Source organism: Streptomyces sp. TAA204 (assembly GCF_000424965.1).
In genome coordinates, this window is the sequence record NZ_AUKW01000004.1 from 465,486 (window position 1) to 488,107 (window position 22,622).

At 72.7% G+C, this 22,622-nt stretch carries 15 protein-coding genes; 4 read left to right on the forward strand and 11 right to left on the reverse strand.

What is annotated here, in order from left to right:
• Positions 1-74 precede the first annotated feature (74 nt).
• Positions 75-1,577: a cell division protein PerM gene (locus H343_RS30030; RefSeq protein WP_158679544.1), complete on the reverse strand. Its 1,503-nt coding sequence runs from the start codon at positions 1,575-1,577 to the stop codon at positions 75-77.
• A gap of 116 nt (positions 1,578-1,693) precedes the next feature.
• On the opposite strand from H343_RS30030, the gene H343_RS33570 reads away from it, so the two are divergent.
• Complete coding sequence (locus H343_RS33570; protein WP_051264931.1) at positions 1,694-2,563, forward strand: sigma factor-like helix-turn-helix DNA-binding protein; 870 nt, start codon at positions 1,694-1,696, stop codon at positions 2,561-2,563.
• 93 nt (positions 2,564-2,656) lie between these two features.
• Here H343_RS33570 and sucD read toward each other — a convergent pair whose 3' ends face one another.
• The 8 genes from sucD to H343_RS0110450 all read right to left on the reverse strand — a co-directional run bounded on the left by sucD (position 2,657) and on the right by H343_RS0110450 (position 13,276).
• Positions 2,657-3,541: a succinate--CoA ligase subunit alpha gene (gene sucD / locus H343_RS0110415; protein WP_028431077.1), complete on the reverse strand. Its 885-nt coding sequence runs from the start codon at positions 3,539-3,541 to the stop codon at positions 2,657-2,659.
• A 40-nt stretch (positions 3,542-3,581) separates the two neighbouring features.
• Complete coding sequence (sucC, locus tag H343_RS0110420; RefSeq protein WP_028431078.1) at positions 3,582-4,754, reverse strand: ADP-forming succinate--CoA ligase subunit beta; 1,173 nt, start codon at positions 4,752-4,754, stop codon at positions 3,582-3,584.
• Between the two features lie 366 nt (positions 4,755-5,120).
• Positions 5,121-5,621, reverse strand: a complete 501-nt coding sequence (locus H343_RS0110425) for a hypothetical protein (protein ID WP_028431079.1) — start codon at positions 5,619-5,621, stop codon at positions 5,121-5,123.
• Positions 5,622-5,826: 205 nt separating this feature from the next.
• Positions 5,827-6,993 carry a hypothetical protein gene (locus tag H343_RS0110430; protein WP_028431080.1) on the reverse strand — a complete coding sequence of 389 codons (1,167 nt, stop codon included), beginning with the start codon at positions 6,991-6,993 and terminating at the stop codon, positions 5,827-5,829.
• A gap of 102 nt (positions 6,994-7,095) precedes the next feature.
• Positions 7,096-7,992: a hypothetical protein gene (locus H343_RS0110435; RefSeq protein WP_158679545.1), complete on the reverse strand. Its 897-nt coding sequence runs from the start codon at positions 7,990-7,992 to the stop codon at positions 7,096-7,098.
• A 288-nt stretch (positions 7,993-8,280) separates the two neighbouring features.
• Positions 8,281-9,597 (reverse strand): VWA domain-containing protein, encoded by a 1,317-nt coding sequence (locus H343_RS0110440; protein ID WP_486586851.1) that lies wholly within the window; start codon positions 9,595-9,597, stop codon positions 8,281-8,283.
• Complete coding sequence (locus H343_RS30040) at positions 9,594-12,161, reverse strand: DUF5682 family protein (protein WP_078505396.1); 2,568 nt, start codon at positions 12,159-12,161, stop codon at positions 9,594-9,596. Before H343_RS30040 ends, H343_RS0110440 begins: the two co-directional genes overlap by 4 nt.
• A gap of 14 nt (positions 12,162-12,175) precedes the next feature.
• On the reverse strand, positions 12,176-13,276 hold the full coding sequence (locus H343_RS0110450) for an ATP-binding protein (protein ID WP_028431083.1): 1,101 nt from the start codon (positions 13,274-13,276) through the stop codon (positions 12,176-12,178).
• A 150-nt stretch (positions 13,277-13,426) separates the two neighbouring features.
• Between H343_RS0110450 and H343_RS0110455 the strand changes: the two genes are divergently transcribed.
• Together H343_RS0110455 and H343_RS30045 are read left to right on the forward strand one after the other, a co-directional pair.
• Positions 13,427-14,842: an SWIM zinc finger family protein gene (locus H343_RS0110455; RefSeq protein ID WP_037903151.1), complete on the forward strand. Its 1,416-nt coding sequence runs from the start codon at positions 13,427-13,429 to the stop codon at positions 14,840-14,842.
• Positions 14,843-14,916: 74 nt separating this feature from the next.
• On the forward strand, positions 14,917-16,746 hold the full coding sequence (locus tag H343_RS30045; RefSeq protein ID WP_486586852.1) for a DUF5691 domain-containing protein: 1,830 nt from the start codon (positions 14,917-14,919) through the stop codon (positions 16,744-16,746).
• 146 nt (positions 16,747-16,892) lie between these two features.
• Here the strand turns inward: H343_RS30045 and icmB are convergent, their stop codons facing one another.
• Positions 16,893-17,303 (reverse strand): coenzyme B12-dependent isobutyryl CoA mutase small subunit, encoded by a 411-nt coding sequence (icmB, locus tag H343_RS0110465; RefSeq protein ID WP_028431085.1) that lies wholly within the window; start codon positions 17,301-17,303, stop codon positions 16,893-16,895.
• A 599-nt stretch (positions 17,304-17,902) separates the two neighbouring features.
• On the opposite strand from icmB, the gene H343_RS0110470 reads away from it, so the two are divergent.
• Positions 17,903-19,609, forward strand: a complete 1,707-nt coding sequence (locus H343_RS0110470; RefSeq protein WP_051264935.1) for a M23 family metallopeptidase — start codon at positions 17,903-17,905, stop codon at positions 19,607-19,609.
• Positions 19,610-19,757: 148 nt separating this feature from the next.
• Here H343_RS0110470 and pcrA read toward each other — a convergent pair whose 3' ends face one another.
• The gene (gene pcrA / locus H343_RS0110475) at positions 19,758-22,382 is read right to left on the reverse strand and encodes a DNA helicase PcrA (protein WP_028431087.1); all 2,625 of its coding nucleotides are present in this window, start codon (positions 22,380-22,382) and stop codon (positions 19,758-19,760) included.
• Between the last annotated feature and the right edge of the window lie 240 nt (positions 22,383-22,622).

A 22,622-nucleotide genomic window follows, 5' to 3' on the forward strand; every position in this document is an offset into this window, starting at 1 on the left:
GAACCGCCGAGGAACCGCCGAACCCTCCGGCCCGCGGAGAGACCCGCGGGAGCGGCCGGCGGGGCGGGCCGTCGTCAGTCGCGGCGCGGCTCGAAGTCCGGCATCAGCCCGCCCGACGCCGTCTTGAGTGCCGTCCAGCGTGCCTGACGCGCCGCCGTCGCGTGCCAGTCGTCGTCGGGGCCGTGCTCACGCAGCCGCCACGCCCGTACGGCGAGTGCGGTGGGCAGCCCGGCAACCGCAGTCCACGCCACGACGGCGAGCCCCGTCAGCCGCCAGTCCGGCCCGAAGGACGCCAGCGCGTGCGTACCGACCGCGCCGCCGGAGCAGACCGCGAGCAGGGCCAGTGACGCGGCGCAGCCGCACGCCACCAGACCGAGGACGCACGCCGTGCTCTGCCTGCCCGACGCGCCCTCCCTGCTCCCCGGTTCGGGCACCGCGGCCCGCCCCACGTACCAGCCCGCCGTCAGCGCGGCCACGAGCGGCACACAGCCGGCGACCAGGCAGGCCAGGAGCCCGCCGGAGCCGTCCGGGGGCAGCGCGGCCAGCAGGGGAAACGGTGGCAGCCGTGCGTCGCCGCCCTCGGCCAGCGGCCCCACCACGGTTCCCGCTCCGAGTGTGAAACCTGGGCCGAGTCCGTACGCCGCCGCCCACACCGCCGCGTTCGGCAGCAGCGCGAGGACGAGGAGCAGCACCGCCAACCGGTCGCTCCAGGTGCCCGCGAGAGCCGGGAAGGCGCCCTGTACCGCCCCGATGTGCCAGACCATCGCCCCGCACGTGAGTACGAGGCCGCCGCCGCACAGCACGGCGGTGACGGTGAGCACCGCACGCACGGGGCGCAGCCGTCTCGCCAGTTCGGCGGACTCGCGCAGCAGTTCCGGAAGGGGCGGTTCATCCTCGGCTGGCCCGTCGCGAGTCGTTCGGTGCCCGTCGCCCGTCTGCGACGCACCCGAGGGATCGGAGGGGCCGGACGGACCGGACGGGCCTGAGGTACCCGAAGCGCTGCGACCGCCGGCCACCCACGCCGCCGCGGCCGCGACGCACACCACGAAGAGCGGCAGCCGCACCAGTGCGCTGAGCACATCGGCGCGTACGGGCCCACCCGAGGCGAAGAGGGCGGTGACGACGCCCGTCAGCAGATATCCGCCCGCGACCCAGCCGAGAGGAGCCGGCCCGCCCGGCGCCCGGTCGTCCTGCCGGTCCGCCCGCCCGCCGGCCTCCTCGCCCGCCACCAGAGCCTGCAGGCACGCGCGGTAGAGCAGCCACGCGGGCAGGACGACGAGCAGCAACGGCGTCAGGGCGACGGGGGCGGGCACGCCGGAGAGCGTCTCCATGCGCATGAGCCGGCTCCCGTGGCCCAGCAGCCAGAGGTCCGCGGCGATGCGCAGGGCGCCGCCGGCACCGCTGTCGGGGTAGGGGGAGATGATCCACAGCAGCACCACGAGGACGGCGAGCGCTCCGAGCCCCAGCCCGGCGGCGATCACCCCTTCGAAGAACCAGGTGGCCCCCGAGGGGAGCGGCCGTGACCTGCTTCGTTCGTACGGGGACAACGTCGGGCTGCGATGCGTCACTTGACTCACGTCGACATGCTGTCAACAACACACGTTCTGTCCCGGTAACACCATAGTTGTCGCTGTGTCGCCCACTATGTCCGCATGCACCTGGTCACACAAGCACTCCGGCATCGAGAGCGCGCATGAGACGCCGGCGCGATCCCGTCCGACACGGCACCGGCACGGGCGCGGTCGAGGACGCGGTCGAGAACGCCGGCACGGGCTCGCGCGGTGGCCCGGAGCGCGCCGCCCCCGTGCTCACCGCAGCCGACGCGTTCGACCTCCTGCACGGCAGGAACGCGTCCGCCCTCACCCGCCAGGCATTCCTCCTGTGCGGTCGTCCCCGGCTCGCGCGCCGCGCCGTCACGCACGCCTTCACACTCGCGTGGCGGCGCTGGCCGGAGATCGCCGTGGACCCCGATCCGGCCGGATGGCTACGCGCTGCCGCCTACCAGTACGCCCTCGCCCCGTGGCGCCACTTCCGCGTGCTCCACCTCGCGCGTCACGGACGGGCGTTGCGCGCAGTCCCGCCCCGCGACCGTGCTCTGCTCGACGCGCTGCTGCGTCTGCCCCGTTCGTACCGCGCGGCTCTCCTGCTCCGTGACGGGCTCGGGCTGAGCCACGCCGACACGGCCGCCGAGGTGGAGGCGAGCACGTCGGCGACCGCTGGCCGGCTGAGACACGCACGGGCAGCGCTCGCGGGGCCGGTGCCCGAACTCCGGGGCGCGGCGCCCGGGGAACTTCCGGTGCTCACCGCGCGACTCCTGCGGCAGCTTGCCGCGCCGCAGCCGTCCACGCCGCCGTCCGCACGGCACGTCCGCCGCCGCAGCGGCCTCCTCGCATGGTGCCCGACGGCCGGGCTCGCCCTTCTCGCCGCGCTGGCAGCCGCCGCGTTCACATTCGGGGCCACCGGCGGCGGCTCCGCGCCTCTTCCCGTCCCTGTGGGTCCCTCCGCGACGCTCGCACCGGGGCAGCAGTCCGGCCCTCCGGCACAGGTACCGCCACACCGGTGAGGCGACCACGACGGGGCCCGTCCCCTCCTCCGTTTCGGAGGGGACGGGCCCCGTCGCAGGTACGGGCGTACGTGCGCCGCCCGGCCAGTGGCGTCAGCCGCCGAGCAGTTGACGGGCCAGGCGCGCCGTCTCGGACGGCGTCTTGCCGACCTTCACGCCTGCGGCCTCCAGGGCCTCCTTCTTCGCCTGGGCGGTGCCCGACGAGCCGGAGACGATGGCGCCCGCGTGGCCCATGGTCTTCCCCTCGGGGGCGGTGAAGCCCGCGACGTAGCCCACGACCGGCTTGGTGACGTTCTCCTTGATGAAGTCGGCCGCTCGCTCCTCCGCGTCGCCGCCGATCTCACCGATCATCACGACGAGATCGGTGTCCGGGTCGGCCTCGAAGGCCCGCAGCGCGTCGATGTGGGTGGTACCGATGACCGGGTCGCCGCCGATGCCGACCGCTGAGGAGAAGCCGAGGTCGCGCAGCTCGTACATCATCTGGTACGTCAGCGTGCCGGACTTGGAGACCAGGCCGATGCGGCCGGACTGGGTGATGTCGCCCGGGATGATGCCGGCGTTGGACTGGCCGGGAGTGATCAGGCCGGGGCAGTTGGGCCCGACGATGCGCGTCTTGTTGCCCTTCTGGCAGGCGTAGTCCCAGAAGTAGGCGGTGTCGTGCACCGCGATGCCCTCGGTGATGACGACGGCGAGGCCGATGCCGGCGTCGACCGCCTCGACGACGGCGTCCTTGGCGAACTTCGGCGGCACGAAGATGACTGTCGCGTCAGCGCCGGTGGCCTCCATGGCCTCCTTGACGCCGCCGAAGACCGGCACCTGGGCGCCGTCGAAGTCGACGTCCGTCCCCGCCTTGCGCGGGTTGACACCGCCGACGATGTTGGTTCCGGAAGCAAGCATCCGCTTGGTGTGCTTCTGGCCTTCGGAGCCGGTCATCCCCTGGACGATGACCTTGCTCTCCTTGTTGAGGAAGATAGCCATGGTGTGTCGATGTCCTCGTCAGATCTCGGTCTCGTCCGGCTTACTTGGCGGCAAGCTCGGCAGCGCGGTCAGCCGCACCGTCCATGGTGTCCACCTGCTGCACGAGCGGGTGGTCCGCGTCGGAGAGGATCTTGCGACCCAGCTCCGCGTTGTTGCCGTCCAGACGCACGACCAGCGGCTTGTTGACGTCCTCGCCCTTGCTCTTGAGCAGTTCGAGGGCCTGCACGATGCCGTTGGCGACAGCGTCGCAGGCGGTGATCCCGCCGAAGACGTTGACGAACACGGACTTGACGTCGGGGTCCCCGAGGATGATCTCCAGGCCGTTGGCCATCACTTCGGCGGATGCGCCGCCCCCGATGTCGAGGAAGTTGGCCGGCTTGACGTTCTTGTGCGCCTCACCGGCATACGCGACGACGTCGAGGGTGGACATGACCAGCCCCGCACCGTTGCCGATGATGCCGACCTGCCCGTCGAGCTTGACGTAGTTGAGGCCCTTGGCCTTGGCCGCCGCCTCCAGCGGCTCGGCCGCGGCCTTGTCCTCCAGCGCCGCATGGTCCGCCTGCCGGAAGTCGGCGTTCTCGTCGAGCGAGACCTTGCCGTCCAGCGCGATGACCTTGCCCTCACCGGTCTTGACCAGGGGGTTCACCTCGACGAGCAGCGCGTCCTCGCGTACGAAGACGTCCCACAGCCTCTTGAGGACCTCGGCGACCTGGTCGACGAGTTCGGCCGGGAACTTCGCGGCCTGCGCGATCTCGCGCGCCTTGGCGTCGGTCACGCCCTCGATGGCGTCGACGGGGATCTTCGCGAGAGCCTCGGGCTTCGTCGCGGCGACCTCCTCGATCTCGACACCGCCCTCGACGGAGGCCATGGCGAGGAACGTGCGGTTGGTGCGGTCCAGCAGGAAGGAGACGTAGTACTCCTCCGCGATGTCCGCGGTCTGGGCCAGCATGACCTTCTGGACCGTGTGGCCCTTGATGTCCATGCCGAGGATGGCGCCGGCCTTCTCGACGGCGTCCGCGGGGTCGGCAGCGAGCTTCACACCGCCGGCCTTGCCACGGCCACCGGTCTTCACCTGCGCCTTGACGACCGCGCGACCTCCGAGTCGCTCGGTCACCTCGCGCGCCGCCTCGGGCGTGTCGATGACTTCACCGGCCAGCACCGGTACGTCATGCTTGGCGAAGATGTCCCTCGCCTGGTACTCGAACAGGTCCACGCGCGTACGTCCCCTTAATCAGTGGTTCGCGGTTGTCAGCGTGAGTGTGGGCGTGCCGCGTGGCCGCGGCGTTTCGGACGGCGCGCGGCATGTCCGCCTTGCAGGTTAGCCCTGCGCGTGAGCGGTGCATAAATCCAAGCTCACACCGGCGCGGTGACAACGGTCACAAACGCTTGTCCCGGTGACGTGGAGAACGTACAACTCACCGCCCGCCCCGGTGCCGCGAAGTACGGGGCGACACCGGGCGGGCGGCGTGGTGCGGTTCCTGCCCCGGACCACGTCCAGGGACGCCGCGCACGCGAAGTCCTCTCGAACCGGCCCGAGTTGATCATGGCCGGGGGCGACGGCAGGCGTGCGTCCCGCTGTTCAGAGGGACGGCACGGTCGGAGTGACGGGCAGCTCCGGCAAGGAGAGCGGCACGACGCCGACAGCCGGGACGCCCGGCAGCAGCTGCGGAACCCCGATCACGAAGTCTTCCGGCAGCCCCGGCGCGGACGGTGCGGCGGACGCAGCCGGGATGCCGGACACAGCAGCCATGTCCGTATCCGCGGGAGCCTGCGACGCCGTGGACACGGCCTGGCCGGCCTCTTCGGTGACATTCCCGACCGCCTTCCCCACGCCCTGCCGTACGCCTTGCTCCGTCTCCTTCGTCATGGCCGCTCTCCCGGCCGTCCGCGGCGCTTCCTGAAGGAGTTGCCGGGTGCCGTGCGTGCCGTGCGTGCCGTGCGTCCCGTCCGTGACGCCGTGGAGCACCCCGGCGCCCGCGGGCGGTTCGTCCGCCTGAGCGCCCGCGGTGCCAAGGGCCCACAGGCCCGCGGCCGCCGCCGCGACGGCGAGCCCGCGGCGAACGCTGTTGTTCCTGTGCATGGCTGTCTCGATCCAGTAGTCCGGTGGTGGTGCGGTGAACGGTGGTGCGGTGAAAGGCGGGTGCGTGGTGGTGCGAGCGGCACGGTGAGAAGGGCGTACGGGCCGCGAGGCCCGCGGGGTGGCTCGACCCCCTTGGACGAGCCACCCCGCGGACCTCTGCTCAGGTGCCCGGCAGCCCCGTGCCGGAAGGCTCAGACCGTGCGCCTCAGACCGTGGGAACAGCCGGCAGACGGTGGCTGGGCAGCCCCGGAACGTTCGCGATGTCGGTCAGGTCACGCGTGCTGGGCGCCTCGACGACCCGGACACCCGAAACCACGTGCACCACGGCTCCGTTGACGTTGGCGTGCGCACCGGCACTCAGCTGAGCCGCGTAGGGAACGGCGTCGTCGCAGGCACCCGCACCGAAAGCGTGGAGGTGGGCGGCCACGTCACCGCCGGCAGTGTGCGCGCCCCCGGCCAGGGTGTGGGTGCGGTGGACCGTGCTCTCCGCGAACGGGGCGGAGGTGGAGGCGGCGGCGTCGGCGGTCACGGCAACGTCGGCGGCGGCCCGGCCGGCGACGAGCTGCGCGTGCAGCGCGAGGTGGCTGCCGTAGGCGGGCAGGACGGTGCTGCCCGCACGGTCGACGAGAGGCCGGGCGGTGGAGACGCCCGCCTGGACCGTGGCCACGGTCTGCTGGGCGTGCTCGCCGCTCAGCCGGTCGGTCACCAGCTCGGGACGCACACCCGCACCGGCGAGACCACTGACGAGGTCGCCGGTGGCCGGTGCGGAAGGCACACCCGGGATCTGCGGAACGGGCGGCAGCGCCGGGGCGGGCAGCGTACGGGGCGGCAGCGGTGCGACGTCGACGCCGGGGAGGCCGCCGAGGGCCGGGGCGCCGGGCAGGTCTCCGGCGGCCGAACCGGCCTCCCGCTGGACCTCCTTGACCGCCTTGCCGGCCTTGTCGGCGTGGCCCGTCCCTTCGAGGGCCTCGCCCGCCTCGCCCTTCACGTCCCCGACGGTGCCCGCGGCTCGGCCGGCGGCGTCGCGGGCGTCGACGGGCAGGTGGCCCCGCACGCCCTCGACGGTGCCCTCGACCGTCCTGTTGAGGCCGTCGGTGGGCAGCGTGTTGGTGGGCAGGCCGTTCTCGGGGATGCCCTTGCTCGGCAGCTTTCCGGTGATGCCGCCGGTCACACCTTCGGTGGTCTCGCGGACGGTCTGCGTGGTCTCCTCGACCGTGCCGGTCAGGCCGCCCTTGTCGGCCTTCTCGACGGTGCCGGTCACGGAGTCGGCGGAGACGGGCAGTTCTGCAGCGCTCGCGGCAGCGGTGCCCAGCGTCCAGATGCCGGAGGCAGCGGCGGCGACTATGAGGGAACGTCGGATGTTCTTGCGCATGATGACTAAGGTCCTTCGAATTCAGTGATCTTGGGGCTCGGGCAGACCTGTCCACCCCCGCGTGGCAGGTCGCGGGTTCCGCAGACGGAGAGAAGGTCTGCCCTAGCCGGGGAATTCGAGGATCTCGGCGGCACGCTCACGCGTGGGGGTACCGGCCGCCGCGCGGACGGCTCCGGACTGCAGCGGCCCGGAGTTCCCGGCCCCGCTGACGACACCGGCGAGCTGGTGCTGACCGCGCGGGCCCTTGCCGTCGCCCGCGTACTGCGATGTGACGGAGGCGGGCGCGGCGGGAGCCTGCTGGGAGGGGAGCCGGTCCGGAACGCCCCCGTCGTCACCGCGTGAGGTGCCGTCACCGGACGTGCCGCGCTGGACCGGTCCTTCGGGGAAGGGCACCCGCGCGCTGTCCGGACCGGCGTACGACCGCTGACCGTCGAGGTCGCGGGCGGAGTCGCCCGATTCACCGGAAGGCGTGCTGTGGCCTCCCCCACCGGGGACGTCGTCGCCGTCCCCGTCACCGGGAGCGTCCTCGCCCTCCTCACCGGGGCGGAGGCCGAGCCCGTCGGAGAGTCCGTCCAGGCCGACCGCGCCGGTCACACCTTCGACGGTGTCCTCCACGGGCCGGGTGACCCGGCCGGTGTCCTCGGCGCCCTGTGCCACCGGTTCGAGCACGCGCGAGGCGGTACGGGCGGCGGCCTCCCGCGCCTCACGGCGCCGCTCGGCCAACTCGGCCTCGGACAGGCCCAGTTCGTTCCCGGCCTCCTCGCCGCCGACGGGGAGGGAGCCGGAGGACTTCTCCGGAATCGGCAGTCCGGACGATGCCGAGCCGACGGCGTCCCGGTCCGTACCGGCCGGGGCCGCCGAAGCAGCCTGCGCGCTGCCACCGAAGAGGAAGGCGAGCGTGAGGAAACCACCGAGGAGGAGCATCGTCAGCAGCGCTCGCCGGGCGGCGGCCGAGCGCGGCAGGCGCACGGCGGCAGGCACGGCGAAAGCGACTGACAAGGCGGAGACCTTTTCGGTGGAAGCGGAGAAGCGCTGCTCAGGGACGCACAACGGCGAACCGGGAACGCTGCGTTCCGGACAGTTGAGATCCTTTCACGGCGTCAGGTACCTGCCGCAACTGCCGTCACAAAGTGTTCACTTCTCCTTGATCCCGCTCGCGCTCCTTCCCGTTCCGGCCCGTACTTCCAGCCCTTTCTTCCGGCCCGTACTTCCGCCTGCCCTGCCGGTTCCCTCCTCCTCCTCCGATCCCCCTTGCGTCCCCCCGACGCGCGCCCCGTGGCCGGGGCCTCACTCGTCGGGCACCGGCAGGGGCCGCTTCTCGATCGCCGCGGCCATCACCTCGGGGAAATGGTCGGGCGTACAGGCGAACGCGGGCGCGCCCAGAGCAGCGAGCGCGGCCGCGTGCTGACGGTCGTAGGCGGGCGCGCCCTCGTCGGAGAGTGCGAGCAGGCACACGAACTGCACTCCGGCGGCCTTCATCTGCGCGACCCGCTTGAGCATCTCCTCACGGATACCGCCCTCGTAGAGGTCGCTGATGAGGACGACGACGGTCTCCGCGGGCCGGGTGATCTGCGTCTGGCAGTAGGCCAGCGCCCTGTTGATGTCGGTGCCTCCCCCCAGCTGCGTGCCGAAGAGGACGTCGACCGGGTCGTCGAGGTCGTCGGTGAGATCCACGACGTTGGTGTCGAAGACGACGAGCCGCGTACGCAGCGACCGGATCGAGGCGAGCACGGCGCCGAAGACCGACGCGTAGACGACGGACGCGGCCATCGAACCCGACTGGTCGATGCAGAGAACCACGTCCTTCTTCACCCCCTGCGACGCACGCCCGTGGCCGACGAGGCGCTGCGGCACGACCGTCCCGTACTCGGGCAGGTAGTTCTTGAGGTTGGCGCGGATGGTGCGGTCCCAGTCGATGTCGGCATGACGGGGGCGCTGCACCTTCGCGGAGCGGTCGAGCGCCCCCGCGAGCGTGGAGCGGGCACGGGAGGCGAGCTTGCGCTCCACCTCCCCGACGACCTTGCGCACCACCGCTCGCGCCGTCTCCTTGCTGGTCTCCGGCATGGCCTTGTTCAGGGAGAGGAGGGTGCCCACGAGATGCACGTCCGCCTCGACGGCCTCCAGCATCTCCGGCTGGAGGAGCAGCGAGGACAGCCCGAGCCGGTCGATGGCGTCCCGCTGCATCACCTGCACGACGGAGCTGGGGAAGTAGGTCCTGATGTCCCCCAGCCAGCGGGCGACTTGGGGTGCTGAGCCGCCGAGGCCGCCCGCACGCTCCTCGCGCCGCGTGCGCCGGCCGCCGCTCTGGCCGCCGTAGAGCGCCTGGAGCGTACTGTCCATTGCGCTGTCGGTGCCGGTCAGGGCGCATCCGGTGCCGTCGGAGCCGCCCGCGTCGCCCAGCACGAGGCGCCAGCGGCGCAGCCGTTCCGCGCGCTCGGCGGGAGCGGAGTCCGCAGCGGAAGCGCTGTCCGGGGCGGGAGCGCTGTCCGGGGCGGGAGCGCTGTCCGGGGTGCCAGGGCGGAGGTCCGTTGCCCCGCCGGCGTGGTCGCTCCATGCGTCACCGGTCATGCCGCTGCTCTCCCCCGTATCCGTGCCGTTGTTCATACGGCTGTCTCCTCCCGGTCCCCGGCGCTGTGATGTGAGGCAGTACCCGAACTCGCCCCACCCGCACCCGCACCCGCACCCGCACCCGCGAGCAGCAGACCGAGCGTCGGCAGGACTGCGTCCGCGCGTGACTCGTCCAGACCGGGGCCGAAACCGCCCGGCGCCCCACGGCGCGTAGACGCTCCCCCCGCGCCCGCTGCCGGAGGGCCCTGCGCACCGGACAGGTCCCCGCGCCGGACGAGTTCGCCCACGGTGCGCCGTACGCCCGGCTCGTACTCGGCGAACGTACGGCGCAGCAGGGGCAGTACGTCCGTGAAGGCGTGCCCCGGCACCCCGGCGAGCCACGCGTCGACCAGCGCCAGCAGCCGCTCGTCGTGCACCAGCAGCACGCCGCTGCCCGCGAGGAAGCCCTCGATCCACGCCGCCGCCTCTGCCGGTGCGGTGCCCGGCGACAGTGCCAGACCCATCAGCCGTGCCGCCTCGTCCGTCCCCAGATCGCCCTCGTCCAGCAGCAGCCGGACGCACCGGCCGCGCAGCAGGCCAGGTATCCGGTCGCGGGCGGCGAGGCGGCGAAGGACGGCACGCCAGCGCGACGTGACGCCGTCCGCGCTCGCGCCCCTTGCCTGCCGCAGAAGCCCCACGGACTGATGGACGCCCTCGATGTGGCGGCGCATCTCGGCCGCGCCGTCCGCGTCCAGCCCGGCGCACGCCGGCGGCAGCCCCACACACACCCGCTCGGCGAGCCCCTCGGCGACGTCGGCGAGCGCCACCGCATCGGTGCGGCGCACATCGCCGTAGCGCACGGAACGCACCAGCGCGGGCAGCGCCTCGGCGAGGCGACCGACGTCCGCGTCGAGGGCGGCACGGTCGGCCAGCGCCCGCATGGCCACCGGCAGCGCGTCCTGGAGTCCCGCGAGCAGAGAGCGCTCGGCGAGGGCGGTCAGGGTGGCCAGCTCGGTCGCGTCGGTGGCCTGCGAGACAGCTGCCGCCGTCGCCGCGCCCTCCACGGTCGTGCCCCACACTCCGGCCTCGGCGATCCGCACCGACAGCTCCGGCTCCCAGCGCAGGCGCCAGCTCTCCCGGAACGTGCCGGTCCCGCGGGGGGCCGACCGGTGCGGCTCGGCCCACTCGACGCGGAGGAGGCGCAGCCTGTGCAGCAGCCGGCTGCGCTCCAGGTCGGTCTCCTTGCGCAGGTCGAGCTCCAACTCCCGCTCCGCCGCCTCCGGTTTGAGCCGCAGCCTGCGCTGCTGCCGTGCCAGGTCCCGCTGGAGCGGTACGGCCGGGGCTCCTTCCGGGACCTCGCCGAGCACGTCACCGACGACGAGCCGGTCCTGGACGAGGGCGAGCGGTACGCCGGAGCCCTCGCACATCACCGCGCGTACCGCGTCGGTCGTCTCGGTCAGCCCGGCGAGGGGCCTGCCGCGCATGGCGGCCAGCGACTCGGCGAGCCGGACCGCCTCGATGACGTGGGCGGAGGAGACGCTGTGGTCCTCGGCCCGAAGCAGACGTGCCACCTTGGTCATCCAGCGCACGACGACCCGGTCGGGGGCCGCGAAGAGATGGCCGTACCAGCCGGGGGAGGCGATTCCGGCGCCGTAGCCGCTGCGCCGGGCGAGCCTGCGGTGCGTCCAGGGAACCCAGGTCATCTCGGCCTTCACCCTCGGCAGCCCCTTGAGGAGCAGACGGTCGGCGGTGACCTTCGTCTTCGCGGCGAGCGCGGGAACGTGCCAGGCGCCGCAGACCACGGCGACGGCGTCCTGCCCGAACTCCCCGCAGGCGTCGCGCAGCCGCAGGCGCATATGGGCCTCGCGCACCGAGTCGTCCCCGGGCCCTCCCCCGGCACCTTCCCCCTGGGAGTTCTCGGCGGCGCCATGCGTCTCGCGCAGTGCCTTCATGGCGTCGGCGAGGACGGCGAAGGGGGCGTAGGGCTCCGCTCCCGCTGGGGCACCGCGGTGCTCCACGACGTCCTCCCACCAGCGCTCCGCGTCGTCGTACCCCGCGGTCTCGGCGAGGACGGCGAGCGGATCGATGCGCAGCGCGTCGCCCGGCGCCGGGCCGGCGGGAGCGCTGTCCGGGCCGTCGGGGCAGTCCGGGCCGTGCGGGGGCTCCGGACCTTCGGCGTCCGCGCCGTCGCCGCCTCCCTCGTGGTGCCCATGTGGGCCTCCCCCGCCTCGCTCCGCGCTCTTGTGCGGGCCCTCCTCGCGGAGTGCAAGCGAGTGCGCGGCCGGAAGGTCGATGAAACGCACCGGCACCCCCCGCTCCGACGCCCAGCGGATCGCCACCCACTCCGGTGAGAATTCCGCGAACGGCCAGAACGCGGCTCTGCCCGGCTCGTCGGGCACATGAGCGAGCAGGGCGACCGGCGGGCGCATCTCCGCCTCCCCCGCGAGCGCGACGATGCCGTCCGCCTCCGGTGGCCCTTCCACGAGCAGCACCCGGGGCTGCCGTGCCTCCAGCGCGGCCCGCACGGCCCGCGCCGAGCCCGGGCCGTGGTGCCGCACACCCAACAGCAGGGGACCGCCGCCGTGTTCGCCGGACCGCGCCGTTCCACCGGATCGCGTCAGGCCGTCGGACCGCGTCACGCGGAGACCTCTCGGCAGGCACGGTAGAAGTCCTTCCACCCGTCACGCTCGCGCACGACCGCCTCCAGGTACTCCTGCCACACGACGCTGTCGGAGGACGGGTCGCGCACCACCGCGCCCAGTACGCCCGCGGCGACGTCGCCCGCGCGCAGCTCACCGTCCCCGAAGTGGGCCGCCAGCGCCATGCCGCCGGTGACGACGGATATCGCCTCCGCGGTCGAGAGCGTCCCGGAGGGGGACTTGACCTTCGTACGGCCGTCGGCCGTCACGCCGTTGCGCAGCTCGCGGAAGACGGTCACCACCCGCCGGATCTCCGCGATGCCGTCCGGCGAGGCGGGCAGGTCGAGTGAGCGGCCGAGCTGGTCCACGCGGCGCGCGACGATGTCGACCTCCGCCTCGGGTGTCTCCGGCAGCGGCAGCACCACAGTGTTGAAACGGCGGCGGAGCGCGCTGGAGAGCTCGTTGACACCGCGGTCGCGGTCGTTGGCCGTCGCGATCAGGTTGAACCCGCGCACCGCCTGGATCTCCTCGCCCAGCTCCGGCACGGGCAGCGTCTTCTCGGACAGGACGGTGATGAGGCTGTCCTGCACGTCGGCCGGGATGCGGGTCAGCTCCTCGACCCGCGCCGTCCTGCCCTCCGCCATGGCCCGCATCACGGGGCTGGGCACGAGGGCGTCACGGCTCGGGCCGTGGGCCAGCAACTGGGCGTAGTTCCAGCCGTAGCGCACCGCTTCCTCCGCGGTGCCGGCCGTGCCCTGCACGAGCAGTGTCGAATCTCCGCTGACCGCGGCCGCGAGATGCTCCGAGACCCAGGTCTTGGCGGTGCCGGGCACACCGAGGAGCAGCAGCGCGCGGTCCGTCGCCAGCGTGCTGACGGCGACCTCGACGAGGCGGCGCGGGCCCACGTACTTCGGCGTGATCACCGTGCCGTCGGGCAGCTCACCGCCGAGCAGGTACGTGCAGACCGCCCACGGCGACAGCCGCCAGCGCTCCGGACGCGGCCGGTCGTCCGCCGCGGCGAGCGCGCTCAGTTCGTGGGCGAACGCGTCCTCGGCATGTGGCCTCAGCGCCTGCTTCTCGGCATGGGTAACGGTCACAGATCCCCCTCCACACAATGGCGGTTCGATGTGCTCCTCACCCTGCACCCGGCCACTGACAATCCCTCCCTCACCGCGCTGAGCTGCACAGACCTCCGATACGGCGGCGGTACGGAGCGATTGTCAGTGGCGGCTTCTACGGTCGGGACCATGACTGGAGTGGGGGTCCGCTGGACGGCGGAGGAAGTACTGACACTGGCTCCTGACGAGGCGTCACGGAAAGCGGGCAGCCGGCTCTCGCGGTCCGACCACTGGTCGGACGCGGCAGCAGGTTCCGGCGCCGTGTGGGGTCTGTGCAAGGGCAGCAGCGGCAGCGCCAAGCCGTACCGGACGGTGGTGGATCTCGACAGCGCCGGCGGCGGGGGCGCGCCGGGCTGCAAGTGCAGTTGCCCCAGCAGGAAGTACCCCTGCAAGCACGTCCTCGGCCTGCTGCTCCTGTGCGCGGACGGGCAGGGGCAGCCGCCGGACGGGCACTCCCCGCCCGAGTGGGCCGGCGAGTGGCTGAGCAGACGCCGTGAACGCGCCCGGCGCGGAACGGAGGCGCCGGCAGGGGCGGGCGGCGACGGGGACAAGGGGGAGGGCCGCCGCTCCTCCGGCCCTCAGGCCGCGCAGCGCCGCGCCGAGCGGCGCACGCAGCGCGTCGCCGCCGGAGCCACGGAGCTGGAGGAACGGCTGGCCGACCTGCTGCGCGGCGGCCTGGCGGGGGCGGAGCAGTCCGGTCCCGCGGCCTGGGAGGAGACGGCGGCCCGCATGGTCGACGCGCAGGCACCCGGGCTGGCCGCCCGCATCAGGGAGTTGGGCGCCCTTCCGTCCAGGGGCTCCGGCGGTCCGGGAGGCTGGCCGGAGCGCCTGCTCTCCGAGTGCGCGTTGCTCCATCTGCTCAACCAGGGCTTCCTCGCCCTGGAGAGTCTTCCGGAGCCGCTGGCGGCGACCGTACGGACCAGGGTGGGCTTCACCGTCGACGCGGCGGAAGTACTGGCCGGGGGAGCCTCACGCGTCCGGGACGAATGGCTGGTGCTGGCCCGGCGGGACACGGAGGAGGGGCGGCTCACCGCCCGCCGCACGTGGCTGCGCGGGCACACGTCGGGCCGCTTGGGGCTGCTTCTCTCCTACGCACCGCTGGGAAGGCAGCACGAACTCGCTCTTCCCGCAGGATCGGTACTCGATGCGGAGCTGGCCTACTACCCCGCCGCCCGCCCGCTGCGCGCGGCTCTGGGCGAGCGGCACGCAGCCCCGCGTCCGGGCTCCGCACCGCCCGGCGGCACCGTGACCGGCGCGCTGGCGGAGTACGGGGCGGCGCTGTGTGACGATCCCTGGCTGGATGCCTGGCCCACCGTGCTGAGCGGTGTCGTGCCGGTCACCGGTGAGGGCGGGCTCGTCGCGCAACTGGCCGACGCGGAGGGAGAGTTCGCCGTGCCCGTCGCGCCCGGCACCGCCCCCGCGGCCCTGTGGAGGCTCCTCTCGGTCGCCGGCGGCGCCCCGGTCACGGTCTTCGGCGAGTGCGGCCACCGAGGCTTCGCCCCGTACACGGCATGGAGCGGCGAGGAGGGAGTGGTTCCGCTGTGACGCCCCGGCCGAGCTCTGCGGAAGAGCACCGACCCGTCCCCGCGCTCCGCGCGCCATCGCACGAACGGAGTGACATGAGCGCACCCGCGCAGCAGACACCGGAGCCACCCGGGCCGGAGGCACAGGCTTCACCGGCAGATGCACCAGCGGATGCACCGGTGGTACCCGCAGCACAGGGGCTCGCGACGAAGGCATGCGCACCGGAGACTTCCAGCGTCCCGTGGGACGAACTGGTCTCCGCCGCTCTGCTGGGCACCGAGCGGCGCACCCCGCCGGGCGGCGGCGGGGTGACGGAGCTGCTGGATGCGGCAGCAGTCGAGACCGTCCGGCGGCGGGCCGGCCTGCTCCCCGCCCCCGCCGGCCCACGCCCGGGCTCCGCGCCCGAGGACGGGCGGCCGCCGCTGCCCGCCGTGGCCGCCCGGCGGCTGACGACGCTGCTCAGCGCGCGTACCGGCGGGGCGGGGAGCGGCGGTGGCCGCCGCCGCGGTCCGGCCCCGGACCTCGCCGAACTGCTTCCTCAATGGCTCGCCGCGGCCAACCGGTTCGGGTACCGCCCGCCTGCCGCCCAGCTCCCCGCGCTGCTCGACGCGGCGCGTTCGCGGACAGACCTGCGCCCGCAGACACTGAGGTTCGCGGGCCCGCGCGGCCTGTGGCTCGCCCGGTTCAACCCGGACTGGAAGTTCGCCCTGCGCAACGGCGCTCCGCCCGGGACGCCTGCCGTACGGGCGGGGCAGGAAGCGAGCGACGAGGCCCCCGCCGAGGGAGAGACCCACGCCCAGGGGCAGGAGGGGGACAACACCGACGGCACCCTCGGCGAGACCGCCCAACAGCTCTGGGAGGAGGGCCTGTTCGCGGAACGAGTCGCTCTGCTCACCTCGCTGCGCCGCCGTGACCCGTCGACCGGGCTCGCGCTGCTGTCCACGACCTGGTCCTCGGAGAGCGCCGAGGACCGGCTGATGTTCCTGGACTCTCTTCGTGAAGGGCTGTGCTCCGCGGACGAGCCGTTCCTCGAGCGTGCGCTCAGCGACAGGAGCCGCACGGTCCGGGCCACCGCCGCCGAGCTGCTCAGCTGCCTCCCGGCCTCGGCCCTGGCGGCGCGCATGGCAGCCCGCGCCCGTACGTGCGTGACGCAGGACCCTCTCTCGACGGCGCCCGTCGTCGCCGTGGAGGCCCCGCCTGAATGCGACGCGGCCATGCAGCGGGACGGCGTCGTGCCCAAGCCTCCCGCCGGCCGGGGTGAGCGCGCCTGGTGGCTGACGCAGCTGGTGGAGGCGACGCCGCTCGCGGCCTGGTCCGGTCAGTTCGGAGGCCGGTCCGCAGAGGGGATCGTCGCGCTGCCCGTCGCCGACGGCTGGAAGCAGGATCTGCACGCCGCCTGGTGCCGCGCTGCCGTACGGCAGCGCGACGTGGAGTGGTCGAGGGCGCTGATCGGCGAGCCGTCCGAGCCGCTCTCGGAGGGCCGCAGCGATCCGGCTCCGCTGCTCGCGGTGCTCCCCGAGGGGGAACGTGCCCGGTGGGCGGCGGGATTCATCCGGGCGCACGGGCTCTCCGAGGCGTTCCACGTGCTCGAGGTGTGCGGAGCGCCCTGGAGCGAGCCGCTCGGCCGGGCGGTGGTCGACGCGCTGGAGATAGCCCGCGACGCGGGCAGTTACCCGTGGAGGTTCAGCGGTGCGATGGGGCTGGCCGAACGCTGCCTCTCGCCGTGCGACGCCGTACGGCTGGAACCGCTGGCCGCCGTCCCGGACGAGCCGGAGGGCGGATCACCGGGAGCGGGGGCCTACTGGGCCGAGGCGTTCCACCGCATGGTCGCCACACTGCGGCTGCGCGCCGTCATGGCTGCCGAACTGAGCGGGGAGGTGACCGGTCCGGCCCTGTCCTCGCCGGATTCCGCCGAGGGTGCCTGACACCTTCACGGGAGGGGACCGGGCGCCCGCCGCGCTCCGCCGTCCGGGGCCGAACCCGCCCCGGGCACAGGGCGGGGAGCGGAGGGCGAGGAGACGAGGGAGGGCGGAGAGGGAGCACGTGGACAGCGGCGAGGGGAACGCGGGGGTCAGGCGGCGAGGCGTCCGACGTTCGTCCTGATCCATTCGACGACCTCGTACGTCGTCGCCCCGGGCGTGAAGATCTCCGCCACACCGCTCTCCTTGAGCGGGGCGATGTCGTCCTCGGGAATGATCCCGCCGCCGAAGACCTTGATGTCCTCCGCGTCACGGTCGCGCAGCAGCTCCAGCACCTTGGCGAAGAGGGTGTTGTGCGCACCGGAGAGGATCGACAGACCGATCGCGTCCGCGTCCTCCTGGATCGCGGTGCCGACGATCTGCTCCGGCGTCTGGTGCAGACCGGTGTAGATGACCTCCATGCCGGCATCGCGCAGCGCCCGCGCGATGACCTTGGCCCCGCGGTCATGCCCGTCGAGACCCGGCTTGGCGACAACCACGCGGATCGGACCCGACACACCCATCACTGCCTCCATCTCAACGGCCCTTCGACGGTTCTACGACGGCATCTGCGTCATCCGTGGAGGGCGTCCGCGACTGCCGGAGTGAACGCACGTTATCCCCAGCATCCCGTACGCGCGTGGTTCCCGCCGCGAAGGGAGTGCGAAATCACACGTGGGCAGCCACCCGGTCACGTGCTGTGCACACGGCACGCAAGGGTGGCGGGCCGCCGCGCCCGGTGGTGACGAGGACGGCCGACGTGAGCGCCCGGCACCTGCCGGCCACCGCGGCCCAGACGGGATTTGTCAGACACCCCCTAGCGTCCGGCACGTCCGGCCGCGCACCGGCGTGGGGGATCTGTCCCCATCCGGGGGGAGTTGAGTGGCACCGTACGGAGCGGGAGCACCGGGGAGAGGTGCACCCGGGGAGCCGACCAACCGGCCAAAATTTCGAACGCGACTCGAACGCCAGGCCAAATACCCGTACGTAGAGCGCCGAAAGGCGCTCGAATGCCCGTTTCTCCCGAGCGTAAAACCTGTTGAAGATTGTCGTCCTCACGTACCCCCGGGTACAGTCGCCGCACTGTTCCGCCCTTGTTGTCGAGGCGAAAGAGAAGTTGGTGGTGAACGACCGTCACCCGTCGGGAACCTCGTTCCCGGCAGATGCCACTCCCGGCTTCCCGTACCCGGCGCACGACAGCGGTCCCTACGAGGAGGCGGCCTACGGCCTCTACGCACAGCAGGGAGTCCAGCAGGGTTACACCTCCGGGTACAACGGCTACTCCACAGCCGCCTACGGCAACTCCGCCGGCTCCTACGGCGATGGAGACCCCCTCTTCGGCTCCCTGCCGGGCGCCGACACGGGCGCGGGCGGCGGCAGTTACCCCGCGGCCACCTACGACGCGTACGCGTCCGACGGCAGTTACGCCTCGTACGGAACCGGCGGCTACGACACCGGCGCCGCGTGGACGGACGCAGGGTTCCCGCTGACCACCGAGGTTCCCGCCCAGCACGGCGGCGTGCACGGAGACTTCACCCAGGGCCAGGGGGAGACAGCCCACTGGGAGTCGGGCGGCTGGGACTCCGGGCAGTGGGAGACAGGTCACTGGGATCTGCCCGCCGACGGAGGCGGCTGGGACACCGGGGCACACGCAACGGCGGGGCTCGCCCCCGAATCCGGCCAGTATCCGGCGGAGCCGTACGACGTCTACGCCTACGGGCACGAACACGCAGTTCAGGGCCACGACAACCACGAGTACCACGAGTACTACGAGTCCTATGACGGACACGATCCGCGGGCCGCTGAGGGGTACGACACCTACGGGCAACACCCCTCCCACGACGGGCAGTTCGCGCAGAACAGCGGCCCGGACGCCACAGCGGCCCACCCCACCGTCGACAGCGACCACCTCCTGAACGCCGAGCCCTACGCGGAAGAGGACCACTTCCCCGCCGGCCACCGCGACAGCCACGACGACAGCCACGACAACGGCGATGTCCACGGCCACGGCCATCACGGCCACGACGACGTCTACAGCCACGACGAGGAACTCGCCTCCGGCGCCGCACCGTCCGCCGCCGCGTACGTCCCGCACCCGCGTGGCCGCCGCCGCTCCCCCCGGCCCAAGCGCTCGGCCATGCTCACCGTCGCCGTGCCGTCCGTCGCCGTGATGGGCGTGGCGGGCGCCGCCGCAGCATCCGTCGTCGGTGAGGGCCAGGAGAGCGACCAGGTCACCGCGCAGGCCTCCGCGGCCGACACAGCCGTGAAACCGGCCAACACCAAGCTCGACACCCAGCTCGCCGGACTCTCCGCCGACGCGAACGACTTCGCCGACCGCGCCAGCCGCACGCAGGAACGCATCGACCTCAAGCAGCGCCAGGAGGCGGAGCGCGAGCGCAAGGCGAAGGAGGCCGCGCGCAAGGAGGCGCTGCGTCCCAAGTTCGCGGTCCCCGTCAAGGAGCACGGGCTGAGCGCACAGTACGGGCAGGCGGGCCTCAACTGGATGTCCGTCCACACCGGGATCGACTTCCCCGTCGACGAGGGCACGCCCGTGATGGCCGCGACCGACGGGACCATCACCACCAAGTACGACATGTCCTTCGGGAACATGGCCGTGGTGACCGCGCCCGACGGCACCGAGACGTGGTACGCCCACCTGAGCAGCACCAAGATCCGCGCGGGTGAGGTCAAGGCCGGCGACACCATCGGGTATTCGGGCAGTTCCGGCAACTCCACCGGCCCGCACCTGCACTTCGAGGTGCACCCCGGCGGCGGTGCGGCCATAGACCCGCTCCCCTGGCTGCGCTCCAAGGGCCTCGACCCGTCCTGACCACCGCTGCGGGGCGGTCGGGCGTCATACCCGCGCCTGGTCCTCCACACCCGGCTGCCGCTCCGGCCCCCGGCGCGTCCGCGTGCAGGGCTCCGGGCGTACGGGCATGCGCCCCCGCCCGGCCCCCGTACGCCCGGCGGCCGGTCCGCTACAGCTTCTGCACCGGCGCGTAGCGCAGCAGCAGCCGCTTCGGCTTCTCACCGCCGAAGTCCACCGTCGCCTCGGAGTTGTCCCCGCTGCCCTTCACGGCCAGCACAGTGCCCAGCCCGAAGCTGTCGTGAGTGACCCGGTCCCCCACGGTCAGTGAGACCACGGGGCGGTCCGCACCACGCCGCGTCGCGAACCCGCTCGGGCCGCCGCGCCGGGCCCCTCCCCCCGCGGCCGACGAAAGAAGCGCGCCCGCACCGGAGCCCGTCCCGATGCCGCCACGGCCGGTCGCCCCGCCCCCGGTGGCCGCACCGGTGCGCTTCCACTCGACGAACGTGTCGGGGATCTCCTCCAGAAAGCGGGACGGCGGGTTGTACGACGGCTGGCCCCACGCGCTGCGCAGCACGGAACGCGTCAGGTACAGCCGCCTTCTGGCACGCGTGATGCCCACGTACGCCAGCCGCCGTTCCTCCTCCAGCTCCTTCGTCTGACCCAGCGCGCGCATGTGCGGGAAGACGCCGTCCTCCATGCCGGAGAGGAAGACCACGGGGAACTCCAGGCCCTTGGCGGTGTGCAGCGTCATCAGTGTGATGACGCCGCTCTCCTCGCCCTCCTCCTCGTCGGGGATCTGGTCGGAGTCCGCGACGAGGGCGACCTGTTCCAGGAAGTCGGCGAGCGTGCCCGGTTCGTCCTCGCCGCGCTCCTGCTCGAACTCCAGGGCCACGGCGGCCAGTTCCTGCAGATTCTCCAGGCGTGTCTCGTCCTGGGGGTCGGTCGAGGACTGCAGCTCGGCCACATAGCCCGTCTGCTCCAGCACGGCTTCCAGCACGGTCGCGGGCCCGGCGCCCGACTCGACGACGGTGCGCAGCTCCTCCATCAGCACGTTGAAGCGCCGCACCGCGTTGGCCGAGCGCGCGGCCATCCCGTACGCCTCGTCGACACGGACCAGGGCCTGCGGGAACGTGATCTTCTCCCGCAGCGCCAGAGCCTCGATCATCGCCTCGGCGCGGTCGCCGATGCCCCGCTTGGGAACGTTCAGGATGCGGCGCAGCGGCACCGCGTCCTCCGGGTTCGCCAGCACCCGCAGGTACGCCAGCACGTCGCGGACCTCGCGGCGCTCGTAGAAGCGCACGCCTCCGACGACCTTGTAGGGCAGGCCGACCCGGATGAAGACCTCTTCGAAGACACGGGACTGTGCGTTCGTACGGTAGAAGACGGCGACGTCGCCCGCCTTGGCCTCGCCCGCGTCGGTGAGCCGGTCGATCTCCTCGGCGACGAACTGTGCCTCGTCGTGCTCGGTGTCGGAGACGTAGCCCGTGATGCGGGCGCCGGCTCCGGACTGCGTCCACAGGTTCTTCGGACGGCGGTTCTCGTTCCGCTCGATGACGGCGTTGGCGGCGCTGAGAATCGTCTGGGTGGAGCGGTAGTTCTGCTCCAGCAGGATCGTCGTCGCGTCCGGGTAGTCCTCCTCGAACTGGAGGATGTTGCGGATGGTGGCGCCGCGGAAGGCGTAGATGGACTGGTCGGCGTCGCCGACGACGCACAGTTCGGCCCGCTCACGCGGGGCGTGTTCCCCCTCTCCTTCCCCCTCCCCAGCGTCCGTGCCCGAGTCCGTATCCGTGCCTGTGTCCGCGTCCGTGCCCGTGTCCGCGTCCGTGCCCGTGTCCGCGTCCGTGCCGACGAGTTCACGCACGAGGGTGTACTGCGCGTGGTTCGTGTCCTGGTACTCGTCCACCAGCACATGGCGGAACCGGCGCCGGTAGTGCCCGGCGACATCCGGGAACGCCTGCAGCAGATGGACGGTGGTCATGATGATGTCGTCGAAGTCCAGGGCGTTCGCCTCGCGCAGCCGCGCCTGGTACATCGTGTACGCCTCGGCGAGGGTCTTCTCGAAGCCCCCCGACGCCTGCCCCGCGAAGTCCTCCTCGTCGATCAGTTCGTTCTTGAGGTTGGAGACCTTCGCGCTGAACGCCTTGGGCGGATAGCGCTTCGGGTCCAGGTCCAGGTCACGGCAGACCAGCGCCATGAGCCGCTTGGAATCCGCCGCGTCGTAGATCGAGAACGACGAGGTGAAGCCGAGCTTCTTGCTCTCCCTGCGCAGGATGCGCACGCACGCGCTGTGGAAGGTGGAGACCCACATGGAACGCGCCCGTGGCCCGACCAGCTCCTCGACCCGCTCCTTCATCTCGCCGGCCGCCTTGTTGGTGAAGGTGATGGCGAGGATCTGACCGGGGTGCGCGCCGCGGGCGGCCAGCAGATACGCGATGCGGTGGGTGAGCACACGCGTCTTCCCCGAGCCCGCCCCGGCGACGATCAGCAGAGGCGAGCCCGTGTGCACGACGGCCGCACGCTGCGCCTCGTTCATCTCCTCCAGCAGCGTCTGCGCGTCCACGACGGTGCGCTGGGCGCCTCCGCGGTGGTACGCGCCGGAGCTGCCGCCGTCCCCTCCGCGGCCCTCGGATCCACGGCCCTCGAAGGTGCCCTGGAACAGGTCGTGCGGGATCTCTTCCTCGCCGTGGTGGCCCCCGTCGGGAGAAGGCTCCTCGCCCTGTCCGGGGGAGGGTCCGTCCTGCGCGCGCACGGGAGCGAGGTTCGCCAGGAAGCTGTCGTCGAAGAGGCTGCTCATCGTCGAGCAAGTCTAGGCTCTGGGTGTGACGCCGCAGAGCCTGGCGGCCCTGGAGGGGCCCGCCCCACGGCCTGACGTTCCGGGACGGACCCCGGCGTACGGCCCCGCCGTACGAGCCCGACGGTCCGGCGACCTGCGCGCATCCCCGCCCCTGCGGGCCCGGCGGCCCGCGGACGCTCCCATCCCGCGAAGGCCCGCCCGACCGCAGCCGTTTGATAACGAACAGATAGCGGACGTATC